14 protein-coding genes and 1 other RNA gene are annotated in these 12,692 nt (G+C 65.1%); all 15 read right to left on the reverse strand.

Translation table 11 applies throughout. From position 1 onward, the window contains the following. Window positions 1-4 precede the first annotated feature (4 nt). On the reverse strand, window positions 5-850 hold the full coding sequence (locus C3Y92_RS18230; RefSeq protein WP_129355006.1) for a 4-hydroxybenzoate octaprenyltransferase: 846 nt from the start codon (window positions 848-850) through the stop codon (window positions 5-7). Window positions 851-1,290: 440 nt separating this feature from the next. Further along, the gene (gene tyrS / locus C3Y92_RS18235) at window positions 1,291-2,568 is read right to left on the reverse strand and encodes a tyrosine--tRNA ligase (protein ID WP_129355008.1); all 1,278 of its coding nucleotides are present in this window, start codon (window positions 2,566-2,568) and stop codon (window positions 1,291-1,293) included. Between the two features lie 33 nt (window positions 2,569-2,601). Beyond that, the gene (locus tag C3Y92_RS18240; protein ID WP_129355010.1) at window positions 2,602-2,976 is read right to left on the reverse strand and encodes an SPOR domain-containing protein; all 375 of its coding nucleotides are present in this window, start codon (window positions 2,974-2,976) and stop codon (window positions 2,602-2,604) included. An 11-nt stretch (window positions 2,977-2,987) separates the two neighbouring features. After that, the gene (locus tag C3Y92_RS18245; RefSeq protein ID WP_129355012.1) at window positions 2,988-3,464 is read right to left on the reverse strand and encodes a hypothetical protein; all 477 of its coding nucleotides are present in this window, start codon (window positions 3,462-3,464) and stop codon (window positions 2,988-2,990) included. 25 nt (window positions 3,465-3,489) lie between these two features. Continuing rightward, entirely contained in the window at window positions 3,490-4,269 is a 780-nt protein-coding gene (locus tag C3Y92_RS18250; protein ID WP_129355014.1) for a TIGR00282 family metallophosphoesterase, read from the reverse strand. 12 nt (window positions 4,270-4,281) lie between these two features. Continuing rightward, a complete protein-coding gene (locus C3Y92_RS18255; RefSeq protein WP_129355016.1) occupies window positions 4,282-5,097 on the reverse strand; it encodes a DnaJ domain-containing protein in 816 nt (271 codons plus the stop codon). Between the two features lie 87 nt (window positions 5,098-5,184). Next, complete coding sequence (rny, locus tag C3Y92_RS18260; protein WP_129355018.1) at window positions 5,185-6,744, reverse strand: ribonuclease Y; 1,560 nt, start codon at window positions 6,742-6,744, stop codon at window positions 5,185-5,187. 170 nt (window positions 6,745-6,914) lie between these two features. Continuing rightward, window positions 6,915-7,095, reverse strand: a non-coding RNA gene (gene ssrS, locus C3Y92_RS18265) — 6S RNA. 30 nt (window positions 7,096-7,125) lie between these two features. Next, window positions 7,126-7,380: a cell division protein ZapA gene (locus C3Y92_RS18270; protein ID WP_129355020.1), complete on the reverse strand. Its 255-nt coding sequence runs from the start codon at window positions 7,378-7,380 to the stop codon at window positions 7,126-7,128. A 44-nt stretch (window positions 7,381-7,424) separates the two neighbouring features. Further along, window positions 7,425-7,604 carry a cell division protein ZapB gene (gene zapB, locus C3Y92_RS18275; protein WP_129355022.1) on the reverse strand — a complete coding sequence of 60 codons (180 nt, stop codon included), beginning with the start codon at window positions 7,602-7,604 and terminating at the stop codon, window positions 7,425-7,427. A 44-nt stretch (window positions 7,605-7,648) separates the two neighbouring features. Next, window positions 7,649-9,010 (reverse strand): bifunctional UDP-N-acetylglucosamine diphosphorylase/glucosamine-1-phosphate N-acetyltransferase GlmU, encoded by a 1,362-nt coding sequence (glmU, locus tag C3Y92_RS18280; protein ID WP_129355024.1) that lies wholly within the window; start codon window positions 9,008-9,010, stop codon window positions 7,649-7,651. A gap of 89 nt (window positions 9,011-9,099) precedes the next feature. Further along, window positions 9,100-9,531: a F0F1 ATP synthase subunit epsilon gene (locus tag C3Y92_RS18285; protein ID WP_129355026.1), complete on the reverse strand. Its 432-nt coding sequence runs from the start codon at window positions 9,529-9,531 to the stop codon at window positions 9,100-9,102. 382 nt (window positions 9,532-9,913) lie between these two features. Then, window positions 9,914-10,318: a F0F1 ATP synthase subunit epsilon gene (locus tag C3Y92_RS18290; RefSeq protein ID WP_012750054.1), complete on the reverse strand. Its 405-nt coding sequence runs from the start codon at window positions 10,316-10,318 to the stop codon at window positions 9,914-9,916. Window positions 10,319-10,323: 5 nt separating this feature from the next. Then, a complete protein-coding gene (gene atpD / locus C3Y92_RS18295) occupies window positions 10,324-11,736 on the reverse strand; it encodes a F0F1 ATP synthase subunit beta (protein WP_129355028.1) in 1,413 nt (470 codons plus the stop codon). 18 nt (window positions 11,737-11,754) lie between these two features. Next, on the reverse strand, window positions 11,755-12,636 hold the full coding sequence (locus tag C3Y92_RS18300; protein ID WP_012750052.1) for a F0F1 ATP synthase subunit gamma: 882 nt from the start codon (window positions 12,634-12,636) through the stop codon (window positions 11,755-11,757). Between the last annotated feature and the right edge of the window lie 56 nt (window positions 12,637-12,692).

The following is a 12,692-nucleotide window of genomic DNA, read 5'->3' on the forward strand; positions in this document are numbered from 1 at the left end:
GCCGCTATTTCAAAAAGACGGCCAGCAGCGTCCCCAGGCCCAGCAGGGCCGCGATGACGCCGTTTAAGGTGAAAAAGGCCACATTGATGCGCGACAGGTCGTGCTCGGAAATAAGCCGGTGCTCCACCAGGAGCACCGCCGAACACACGGCCCAAAAGGCGTAGTAGATCCAGCCAAGCCCGGCCGCGTAGCCGGCCAGCAGATAAAAGGCCGCCGCGTCAACATGGGCGAACGCCGCCAAGGCCAGGGCCGTGCCTACGCCAAAGCGCGACGGCATCGAATGCAACCCGTGCGACCGGTCGAACTCCACGTCCTGGCAGGCGTAGAGCACATCAAATCCGGCCACCCAGCAGGTGACGCCGCAGCCGAAAAGGATCGCCGGCAAGGCGAATTCCGGCGCAACCGCCAGCCAGCCGGCCACGGGAGCCAGGCCCAGCACCGACCCCAACACGAAATGGCACAGCCAGGTGAAACGCTTGGTCAGGCTGTAAAACGCGCCCCAGGCCAAGGCCACCGGCGAAAGCGCCAGACACAGCGCATTAAGTCCGGCGCAGGCCCCGACAAACACCACGGCGCAACCGGCCGCAAACACCCAGGCCGCCCGCAACGACACCTCGCCCGTCACCAGCTCCCGGCCGGCCGTGCGGGGATTTATCCGGTCATACTTCACGTCCGCCAACCGGTTGACCGCCATGGCGAACGACCGCATGGCCACCATGGCCACCGTCAGCAAGACAAACGGTCGCCAGCCCGGCCAGCCGCCAGCCGCCACAAACAGACCAATATATGCGAACGGCAAGGCAAACACCGAATGTTCCACCTTCACCAACCGCGCCATCGCGCCGACCATAGTGCGAACTCCTTTGGAAACTGGGAACCTGGGGGAGGGAACCTTTTTTTGCAAAAAAAGGTTCCCTCCCCCAGACCCCCACCCTCCCAAAAAACTCTCAATGGGGTGTTTAGTCCTGTCGCGGCCCTGTGTCGTGTTGCCGCCAACCTCCAGCCCGGCAAACAATCGCCCGAGGCTGGGCCTATCAGGTCGCTCTTTCTCCAACCTTTCGGCCCCGCTTCGGGGCCGAGGGCCAAGTGGGGCCTGGAATTTCAGGGGGCGCGGCCGGCGCGCCAGCGCTGGCCGCGCCCTCTGAAATTCCAGGCCCCTTCTTCGCGGCCAGCCGCCGGCCGACCGACCGCCCTCCCCGCCCGACCGACCGCGCCCCGATCGGGGGGCCGGGGGGATGATCCCCCCGGCGGGTCCGGGCAGCGCCCGGCGGGTGCAGGGCAGCGCCCCGGCTAAATTCCGAGAGTAACTACGCCGTAGTTCTTTTTGCCTTTGCGCAGCAGAGCGATATTGCCGCCGATGTAGTCCTCAGCGGCAAGCGCCTGGTTTTCGTCGGCCACGCGGACGTTGTTGAGGTAGATGCCGCCGGCTTTGATGTCCTTGCGGGCCTGGGACAGCGACGGGCACAGGGCCAGGTCGACCAGGAGCTTGGGCAGGGGCGGCACGGCGTCGAGGCCGTCGTAGTTCTTGCCGGGCGCGGCTTCCAGGGCGGCGCGCAGGGTGGCGGCGTCCACGGCGCGCAGGTCGCCGCCGCCGAAAAGCGCCTCGGTGACGGCTTCGACCTTGGCCAGTTCCTCGGCACCGTGGATCATGGTGGTGGTTTCCCGGGCCAGGGTTTTCTGGGCGGCGCGCTGGTGGGGCCGCTCGGCGGTCTCCACGGCCAGGGCGTCGATGGCTTCCTTGTCCAGGTAGGTGAAGTAGCGCAGGAAGTTGCAGACGTCGCGGTCGTCGGCGTTGATCCAGTATTGGTAGAAGGCGTAGGGCGAGGTCAGGGCAGTATTTAAGTAGACGGCCCCTTTTTCGCTTTTGCCGAATTTCGCGCCGGAGGCGGTGGTGATGAGCGGGAAGGTCAGGGCAAAGGCCTGGGAACCGGATTTGCGGCGGATGAGTTCCAGGCCGGCGGTGATGTTGCCGAACTGGTCGCCGCCGCCGATCTGCAAGGTGCAGCCCATGGTACGGTTCAAGTATTCATAATCCAGGGACTGCAGGATCATGTAACTGAATTCGGTGTAGGAGATGCCGGTGTCTTCGCGGCCGATGCGCGATTTCACGGAATCCTTGGCCATCATGTAGTTGATGGTGAAGTGCTTGCCGGTGTCGCGCAAGAATTCGATGACCGAGATGGGCTGGGTCCAGTCGAGGTTGTTGACCGGGGTGACGCGGTCGGCCACGCCTTGGCGCTCAAAAAAAGCCATGGCCTGGGACCGGATTTTCTCGGCCGAGGCGGCCACCATGTCGGCGGTGCGCATCTGGCGTTCCTTGTCCTTGCCGCTGGGGTCGCCGATGAGTCCGGTGGCGCCGCCAAGCAGGAACAGGGGCTTGTGGCCGGCCTTGGCGAAGCGGGCCAAGGCCATGAGCGGCACGAGGTTGCCGATGTGCAGGCTGTCGGCGGTGGGGTCGAAGCCGCAGTACATGACGCGGTCGCGGGCGTTTAGGTGCTTGCGCAGTTCGGCCTCGTCGGAGCACTGATGCACGAGGCCGCGCCAGGAGAGTTCGTCGAAAATATTCACGGCGATTCCTTTTCGGTAAAGCAGTCGGACGGATCAGATGCCCGAAGCGGGCACGGCCGTGGCTGGCGAGGAGCCGGCCGGCGCGGCGGTCTTGGCCGGCGTGCGTTCGCGCAGCAGGGGTTTTACCCCGGCGATGCGCTCCAGCCGGGTCATGGTATCGGGCTGGCGGTCGTAGACATCGACCAGGACGTTGAGCACGAACTGGCCGTTCTTGATTTCGGTCTCGATACGGCATTCAAAGCCGTTCTGGCCGAGCTTGGCCTTGAGCGCATTGGCGTTGTCGGCTTTGCTGAACGCCCCCACCTGGTAGGTGTCGTGGGGGCGTTGCCAGTCGTAGACGGTCTCCTCGCCGCAGCCGCCAAGCAGGCAGGCCCCGGCCAGGAAAAAACACAGGAGAAGCGCGCGCATGTCCGGGCCGCCTAGGGTTTGGCGTCGGACCGGCGACGCTGCTTGTCGTTGTATTCGATGATCTCGGTGCGGCCGTTTTGGCGCTCGGTGACGAGCAGCAACCGGTCGCCGTCCACGTTGACGTTGACCAGGCGCGAGCATTTGTTGATGGCGGGCACCACGGCATAGGTCTTGTCCGCGCCCACGGCCACGAGGTCGTAGGTGATGGGGCATTCGGCGTTGCCCACGCCGTGGCGGATGAGCACGGCGTCGTAGCCGTCGCCGAGTTCGCCGACGCTCATGTAGGACTGGGCGGTAAGCGCCGCGCCCATGGCCTGGTGGATGACCCGGCCGCCGAGCAGCACGGTGGAGGACGCGCCGTCGCGCACCACTTCCAGCGGGCCGGCCACGGTCATATAGATGGCGGTGCGTTCCGGGGCGGCCTGGGCGGCGGCGGCCAGGACCAGACAGACCAGGGCGGCAAGCAGCAGTCGTCGAGCGTATCGCATGGGTGTTCCTCCGCTTCGCGGCGGGTTATCCGGCCAGCCGCCAAGGCGCAATAGTTACGACCTTGCCGGCGGAGGCGTCAATATCCATAAGCGCCCCCTGCATCTCGGGCGCGGCCTTGGACACGACGAACCGGCGCGGCAGGCCGGTGCGGAAACGGGCGATGACCTCTTCGGGGTCCATGCCCAGAGCAGAGGCGGCCGGACCGGTCATGCCCAGGTCCGTCATGTAGGCCGTGCCCTGAGGAAGCAGCTGGGCGTCGGCGGTCTGGACGTGGGTGTGGGTGCCAAGGACGGCGCTGACCTTGCCGTCGAGAAAATAGGCCAGGGCTTTTTTTTCGCTGGTGGCCTCGGCGTGGAAGTCGATGAGCCGCAGGGGCACGTCGGCGGGCAGTTGGCCGAGAATGCCCTCGGCGGCGGCAAAGGGGCAGTCCACGGCGGCCATGAAGGTGCGGCCGAGGAGGTTTATGACGACGTAAGGGGCGGCCTCCCTGGGGCGAAAGACCTGCCAACCGCGCCCGGGCGCGCCGGCCGGGTAATTGGCCGGACGCAGCAGCCGGTCCTGGCTCTCCAGGAGCGGCGAAAGGTCGGGGTGGCGAAAGGTGTGGTTGCCGCCGGTCAGGACGTCCAGGCCGGTTTCCAGGAGCTGGCGGGCCGATTTGGCGGTCAGCCCGATGCCGCCCGAGGCGTTTTCGGCGTTGGCGAGAATCCGGGTCAGGCCCAGGTCGCGCCGCAGCCCGGCCAGGCGCTGGGTGACGATGGCCCGGCCCGGCCGGCCGAAGATGTCGCCGAGAAAAAGCATCCGCATGGCGTGCCGTCCTTATTCGTAAACCAAAAAGCCCGGATGATCCGGCGGTTGGATTTCGTCAGCCTCCGGGACGCTGGCCCAGACGTCCTGGCGCTCGGCCGGTTCGGCTTCGGGCGCGGCAAAAAGCCGCAGGGTCAGCAGCAGATCGCCCGGTCCCTTGTCGCCGACGCCGGGCTGGCCGGCCCCGGCCACCCGGATCACATCCCCGTCGCGGGCGTCCGGGGCGATGACCAGCACGCCCCGGCGCGGCTTGTCGTGACGTCCCGAGCCGGCGCAGGCCGGACAGGTCGCGGCCACGAATCCCTGCCCCGAACACGACGGGCAGCCCACGGCGGACAAGCCGCCGCCAAGGGGCTGCCAGATGGTCCCCCGGCCGGCGCACATCCAGCAGGCTTGGCGCAGCGCCCCCTTGCCGTCGCAGACCGGGCAGTCGCCGCCAACGCCGAAATCCAGGGTCAGCCGGCCGCCGCTGGCGGCCAGGGAATCGGGAATGTCCACCATGGCGGCCAGATCCTTGCCCCGGCGCGGCAACAGGACGCGCGGGTCCAGGGGGGCAAAGGCCGCGGTCGGCGCGGCGACCGGAGGCGGCGCGGCGGCCCGGACCGCCTTGGCATAGCGGCGGCGGCCGTCATAGGCGGCGCGCCGGGCCAGATGGCCCAAAACGGCGTAGGCGGCGGCCAGGGTCAGGAAGCGTTCGGCGGCCCGTGGATCGTCGGGGTTGGCGTCGGGGTGGCAGTGCCTGGCCAGAAGGCGGTAGGCGCGGCGCACGGCGGCCGCGTCGGCGTCCTCGGACAGGCCGAGGACGGCATAGCAGTCGGGACTATCCATGCGCCCCCGCTTGGGCCTAGTTTTTCACAACGCGTTTCGGGCCGCCCGGAAGAGGCGGCCCGAAACACGGCAACATCAGTCCATCCGCTATTTGGCGATGCCCACGGCCCGTCGCTCGCGGATGACCGTGACGCGGATCTGGCCGGGATAGGTGAGATTATCCTCGATGCGCTTGGCGATGTCCTTGCAGAGCAGGAAGGTCTTGTCGTCGTCGACGTTTTCCGAATCGACCATGACGCGGACCTCGCGGCCGGCCTGGATGGCGTAGGCCTTGGACACGCCGTCGAAATCAAGAGCCAGGTTTTCCAGTTCCTCCAGCCGCTTGACGTAGCTTTCCAGGAGTTCCTTGCGGGCTCCGGGGCGCGCGCCAGAGAGGCTGTCGGCGGCCTGGACCAGGGTGGCCAGGATGGACTTGGGCGGCACGTCCTCGTGGTGGGCCATGATGGCGTGGAGGATGTCGCTGGATTCGCCGAATTTCTTGGCCAGGTCCGCGCCGATGACGGCGTGGGGGCCTTCGATCTCGTGATCGACGGCCTTGCCGAGATCGTGGAGCAGGCCGGCGCGCTTGGCCCTTTTTATGTCCACGCCCAGTTCGGCGGCCATGATGCCGGCCAGGGAGGCCACTTCCAGGGAATGCTGGAGCACGTTTTGGGAGTAGCTGGTGCGGTATTGGAGCTGGCCGAGAAGGCGCACGAGCTCGGGGTGGATGCCGTGGACGCCGCAATCGAAGGTGGCCTGCTCGCCGATCTCCCGAATCTTGACGTCAAGTTCCTGCTCGCACTTCTTGACGATGTCCTCGATGCGGGCGGGATGGATGCGGCCGTCGGTGATGAGGCGCTCCAGGGCCATCTTGGCGATCTGGCGTTTGAGCGGCGAAAAGGCCGACAGGATGACGGTCTCGGGGGTGTCGTCGATGATGAGGTCCACGCCGGTGGCGGCTTCCAGGGCGCGGATGTTGCGGCCTTCGCGGCCGATGATGCGGCCCTTCATTTCTTCGGAGGGCAGGGTCACGGCGGTGACGGTCTGCTCGCCCACGAAATCGCCGGCATAGCGCTGGATGGCCAGGGCCAGAATCTTTTTCCCGCTCTTGTCGGCGGTCTCCTTGGCCTCCATCTCGATCTGGCGGACCATGCGGGCGGCCTCGTGGCGGGTCTTGGACTCGATCTCGTCCATGAGGCGCTTTTTGGCCTCTTCCATGGTCAGGCCGGAGATTTCCTGGAGCCGCTTGTCATGCTCGTCGGCCAGCCGGGAAAGATCCTCGGCCTTTTCGGCCAATTCGCGTTCCTTGGCGGTGAGCCGCTTTTCCGAAGCCAGCATTTCGGATTCCTTCTGGACGATCAGCTCCTGCTTTTCTTCCAGACGTTCCCGGCGCTTATGGACCTGCTCTTCTTTTTCTTCCAGGGACTGGGTCTTGTCGCGGAATTCCTTTTCGAGTTCCTGTTTCTGGCGGAACAGCTCGTCCTGGGCGGCGACGACGACTTCTTTTTTGTGGGCGGAAGCTTCCTTGCGGGCCTCGTCCAGAATGCGGTCGGCCAGGGTCCTGGCTTCGTTCAAGGTTTTCTGGGAAATCCACTTGTCGAGATAGTAGCCGGCCGGCACGCCAAGGCCAATGCCCACGATGCCCATGAAGATGGTCGAAAATTCCATGCGTTCTCCCGAAGCGGGGGGAGAAAAACGGGGCACAGCCCAAGGGCAAGGAGGGGGGACCGGCTCAATCCGGACAGATGCGTGGCGCTTGCCGTGTGCGGTATGGCATGGGACGGGGGATGTCCGGCCGCCCGGGACGACGGCGGCCAGTCATCAACACCGTTTTATAACAAAGCCCCAGAGCGCCGTGTCGTCAGTTCTTTTGAACCTTGGCAACCAAGGTGGACGCCACTGTTTGACCTTCAGGCCACCCGGACGAGCCGGGCACGCACACCAGCCACGCGTCGCGGCATCCTATTTTTGAGTATCGGCTCAAAAATAAACCGGCGATCACGCACACCCCAGGGAACTTTTCAAGGACGCGCCAGCAGACGCCGTCCGTCAATCTATCTTGTGCAGCAGCTCCCCCACCCGATCGTGGAGCGCGTCGAGCTGCTGGTTCGAAAGCAACATATCGTCAGCCAGACCCAATGCGACAAAGGCCAGCAATTTCTCCTTGCCGAGCGTTTTCCCGCCCGCCTGAAGCAAGTTATATCGTTGTTCCACCAGTTTTCTGGCGGCTTCCACGCGCTGCGGTTCGGCGTCCGTGGTAAACGACAGGTCGAGGCCCACTATGGACAAGGAATACTTGGGCATCGCCGTACCGATTTATCCCCGCCGGCCACATGGCCGGCCGCGCGTCAGGGCTCAATCTCCTCCCGGAGTTTCTCCAGGAGGCCGTCGAGTCGCGTGGCGACCGTCTTTTGCTCGTCGGCCATCCGGGCCACCTCGGCCCGAAGCGCCGCGTTCTCTTCTTCCAAAGCCTTTTTGCGGGCAACAAGGGCTTCAACCCGTTGTTCCAGGGCGTCGAAAATGTCCATGCCCGCTTTTTAGCCCCATTTATCCCGAAAAGCAAGCCAGGGCCTTACTTCCTGGGCTTTGTCACCTGCCGGGCGCGCCCCAGGGCCAAAGCCCCGTCCGGCACATCCGAAGTAATCACTGATCCGGCCCCGACAAGCGCGCCGTCGCCGATAGTCACCGGCGCAACCAGGGCCGTGTTGGAGCCGATGAAGGCTTTTTGGCCGATGACGGTTTTGTGCTTGTTCACCCCATCGTAATTGCAGGTGATGGTGCCGGCGCCGACGTTGGTTCCGGCGCCGATTTCGGCGTCGCCGAGGTACGTGAGGTGGTTGGCCTTGGCCCCGGGGCCAAGGGTGGCCTTTTTCATCTCCACGAAGTTGCCGGCGTGGGAACCCTCCTCCATGACCGCGCCGGGCCGCAGACGGGCATAAGGGCCGACCAGACAGCCCGAGGCAACCCGGGCCTGGGCGATGTGGCAATAGGAATGGATGGTCGCGCCCGGTGCGATTGCCGCGTCTTCGATGCGGCAATGGGAGGCGACGGTCGTGCCCGGGCCGATGGTGGTGCGGCCGTAGATTTCCAGGGGGCCGCACAGGTCTGCCCCGGGGCCGATAACGACTTCCGGGCCGATGCGCACGGACTGTCCGGCCCGGATGAGAACCCCGGCGTCGAGGTGGACGTCCACGATGCGCCGGCGCAGGATTTCCTCGGCGGCCACAAGTTCTCGCGGACAGTTAATGCCCAGATACGCCTCGTCGCCGCCGCGGCTGACCGGCAGCACGGACAGGCACGCTTCCTGGGCCAGGGCCACCAGATCGGTGATGTAGTATTCGCCGCTCTTGTTGGCGTTGGACAGACGATCCAGCAAGGGCGCGATGGTCTCCAAGCGCAGCCGGTAGACCCCGGCGTTGATCTCGCCCGTGGCCTGGCCATGGACAGCCGGATCGAAATCCTTGGCCTCGACAATGGCCACGCCCTGGCCCGTGCGCACCACCCGGCCGTAGGAACCTGGATCGGGCAGGCTGATGGTGACGAAAGCCAGATCGGCGTCGGCATTTCTGGCCGCGTCCAGGAACGCGCCCAGGCTGGCGTCCGTAACCAGCGGGGCGTCGCCGTTAACCACAAGCACGTGGGTCAATCCGGCGGCGGTGAGCGTCGGCAGGGCGCAGGCCAGGGCATGGCCGGTGCCGAGCTGCTCGGCCTGGAGCACGAACCGGCCGGCCAATTCGGGAAAAGCGGCTTCGACCGCCTCGGCCCGATGCCCGACCACGGCTCGGACCTCGTCGCCAAAAAGCGCGGACAGCGCCCGGGCAACATACCACAACATGGGTTTGCCTAAAAGCGTGGCCAACACCTTGGGGGCGTCGCTTTTCATGCGGGTGCCCTTGCCGGCGGCCAGGGCCAAAGCGCCTTCGCGCTGCATCATGGGAAGTCTCCGAGGGTAAACGCCAACCGCCTCGCCGGCGGGAGGGCCAGACGAGGCGGCGAGCAATCGCTTGGGACCAATAAAAGGCCTTAGGGCCGACCGAGGCCGGCGGTCTGGGGCACGTTGCCCAGTTTCATGCGGGTCAGCGCCCGTTGCAAGGCGGACTTGGCCCGGGTGTAGTCGATGTTTTCCTGGCGCGTGGCGGCCAGCCGGGCTTCGGCCCGCTCCCGGGCCTTGCGGGCCCGGTCGATGTCGATCTCCTCGGGCAGCTCGGCCGCCTCGGCCAGAATCAGGACCTTGCCGGCGGTGACGTCGGCAAAGCCGCCCGAGACGAAGACATAGTTCAACCGGCCGTTTTCCCGGTAGGCCAGGGACCCCACGGACAAGGCGGCCAGAAAGGGCACGTGGTGCGGCAAGGCGGTGAATTCGCCGGCCACGCCCGTGGCCGTGACCGAGTCCACGTCCTTTTGGAGCACCATCCGGTCGGGGGTCACGATCTGCAGCGCAAACGTCTTGGCCATGGCCTGTCCTTGTCTTCGGGTTTCATCGCTTGTTTCTGTGCTTTACCAGAAAACGGCCCAGGCCGACAACCGCTTCGAAGCCGTTCCAGCCGCGAGGGAGCTTACCAGACGCCCCTCCTGAAGCCGTTAGCCGGCTTTCACCGGCCCAAGTTCGCCAAAACACCAAGACCGTTGCGTCGCATCGGGTTTTTGCTCATCAAGCCGCGTTTTGCGCCAGGCTTCCTTCAGACCCGTCTCAAGACGACGCCCTATCTTTGCTCATCCTTCGCCTCCAGCAGGCTGGAGAGAGGACTTGCGCCTCCAAGCTGACATGCATGCTCGGCACACAAAAAAAGGCGGCTCCCGAAGGAGCCGCCTGACAGCCGGAGAGTACGGGGTCGGCCTAGTGGGCGTTCTCGCGCACGCGCATGCGGTAGAAGGCACGCTGCATGGCGGACTGGGCCCGGGCGAAGTCGACCTTGTCCTTTTCGCGGTCCATGCGCTGCTTGGCCCGATCCTGGGCGCGGCGAGCGCGTTCGATATCGATGTCTTCCGGACGCTCGGCCACCTCGGCGAGGATGGTGACCTTGTTGCCGGAGACCTCGGCGAACCCGCCGGCGACGAAGACGTAGTTCGCCTTGCCGCCGACCTTGTACATCAAGCTCCCGATGCCCAGGGCCGACAGGAACGGGATGTGGTTGGCCATGACGCCGAATTCGCCAAGCAGACCCGGAGCGCCCACATAGTCAACATCCTGGGACAAGACCAGCTTGTCCGGGGTGACGATTTCAAGGCGGAGTTGGGCCATGATCGTTATCCTTTCTTGGCGTTTTCAACGGCCTCGTTGATGTCGCCGACCATGTAGAAGGCGCCCTCGGGGAGCTCGTCGTGCTTGCCGTCGATGATCTCGCGGAAGCCCTTGATGGTGTCCTCGAGCTTCACGTAGCGGCCTTCCTTGCCGGTGAACTGGGCGGCAACGAAGAACGGCTGGGACAGGAAGCGCTGGATCTTACGGGCGCGGGAAACGGTGAGCTTGTCGTCGTCGGACAGCTCGTCCATGCCCAGAATCGCGATGATGTCCTGGAGATCCTTGTACTTCTGCAGGATCGACTGGACTTCGCGGGCGGTGCCGTAATGCTCGCCGCCAAGGACGTTGGGGTCCAGGATGCGCGAGGTGGAGTCAAGGGGGTCAACCGCGGGGTAGATGCCGAGCTCGGCGATCTGACGCGAGAGAACCAGGGTGCCGTCCAAGTGGGAGAAGGTCGTGGCCGGCGCGGGGTCGGTCAAGTCATCGGCGGGCACGTAAACGGCCTGGACCGAGGTGATCGAACCCTTGTTGGTGGAGGTGATGCGTTCCTGGAGACCGCCAAGGTCGGTGCCGAGCGTGGGCTGGTAACCGACCGCGGAGGGCATACGGCCAAGAAGCGCGGACACTTCGGAGCCGGCCTGGGTGAACCGGAAGATGTTGTCAATAAAGAGCAACACGTCCTGGCCTTCCTCGTCGCGGAAGTACTCGGCGCAGGTCAGCGCGGTCAGGGCGACGCGGGCACGGGCTCCGGGAGGCTCGTTCATCTGGCCGTAAACAAGTGAGGCCTTGCCCAGGATGTCGGCTTCCTTGAACTCGTGGTAAAGGTCGTTGCCTTCACGGGTACGCTCACCGACGCCGGCGAACACGGACAGACCGCCGTGGTGCTTGGCGATGTTGTTGATGAGTTCCATGAGCACGACGGTCTTGCCGACGCCGGCGCCGCCGAACAGGCCGAGCTTGCCGCCCTTGGGGAAGGGAATCAGCAAGTCGATGACCTTGATGCCGGTTTCCAGCAGCTGGATGCTGGTGGACTGGTCGACGAAGGCCGGAGCGGCACGGTGGATGGGCATGAAGGTCTTGGAATCGACCGGGCCCATTTCGTCCACCGGGCGGCCGACGACGTTGAGGATGCGGCCAAGGGCGCCCTTGCCGACGGGCACGCTGATGGGCGCGCCGGTGTCGATGGCGGTCATGCCGCGCACGAGACCGTCGGTGGAGTCCATGGCGATGCAGCGCACGACGTTGTCGCCGAGGTGCTGGGCCACTTCGACCACGAGGTCGGTGGCGAATTCGTTGTTAACGTTCTTGATGTCGAGGGCGTTCAAGATATTCGGCAGTTTGCCCTCGGGAAATTCGACGTCGATAACGGCGCCGATGACCTGCACGATTTTTCCGACATTTCCGCTTGTCGCGCTCATTGTATGGTGCCCCCTTGGTTATCCCTTGAGTGCTTCGGAACCGCCGACGATGTCCATCAGTTCCTTGGTAATGGCCGTTTGCCGGGCCTTGTTGTAGACCAGGGTAAGCGAGCTGACGAGGTCGTCGCAGTTCCTGGTGGCATTGTCCATGGACCGCATGCGGGCAGCGTGCTCGCTGGCCGAGGTGTCAAGCAGCCCGCGGTAGATCTGGACATTGATGAACCGGGGCAGGAGCTCGGCGAGGAGGCCTTCCACGGACGGTTCATAGATGTACTCGGCCTTGGCTCCGACGTCCTCCTTGACCTCGCCGGCTTCGGCGGGGGAAAGGGGCAGCACGGGCAAAAGCGTCGGTTCCTGACGGGCAAGGCTGATGAACTTGCCAAAGGCCATGGTCACTTCGTCGTAGGTCCCGCCGACGTAGCCGCCGATGACCTCGGCGCCGATGCGCGTGGCCAGGCTGAAGTCGAAGGCGGCCATTTCGTTGACGTAGGCGGCAACGATTTCGAAGCTGGTACGCCGGAAGCTGTCGCGAGCCTTGCGGCCCACGCACATGATCTTGACGTCCTTGCCTTCGGCGGTCTTGGCCCGGGCGACCTTGAGGGCCGCGTTGATGATGTTGTTGTTGAACGCGCCGCACAGACCGCGGTCGGAAGTGATGACGACCAGAAGGACGGTCTTCACTTCGGCGCGGGCTTCCAGCAGCGGATGGATCGAGGAATCGGCGCCCTTGGCCAGTTCTCCGAGCATTTCGTAGAACTTGTCGGCGTAGGGACGGAACCGCTCGATGCGCGACTGGGCGTTGCGCAGTTTTGCCGAGGCCACCATGTTCATGGCCTTGGTGATCTGCTTGGTCTTTCTGACCGCGTTGATCTTGACCTTTACGTCTTTGAGCGCAGGCATGGCTCCCCCTTTAGGCCTGTATCAGCGTTGCGCGGCGGCCGGCTCGGGCCGCCTGG

This window comes from Solidesulfovibrio carbinolicus (assembly GCF_004135975.1).
Classification (GTDB): Bacteria; Desulfobacterota; Desulfovibrionia; order Desulfovibrionales; family Desulfovibrionaceae; genus Solidesulfovibrio; species Solidesulfovibrio carbinolicus.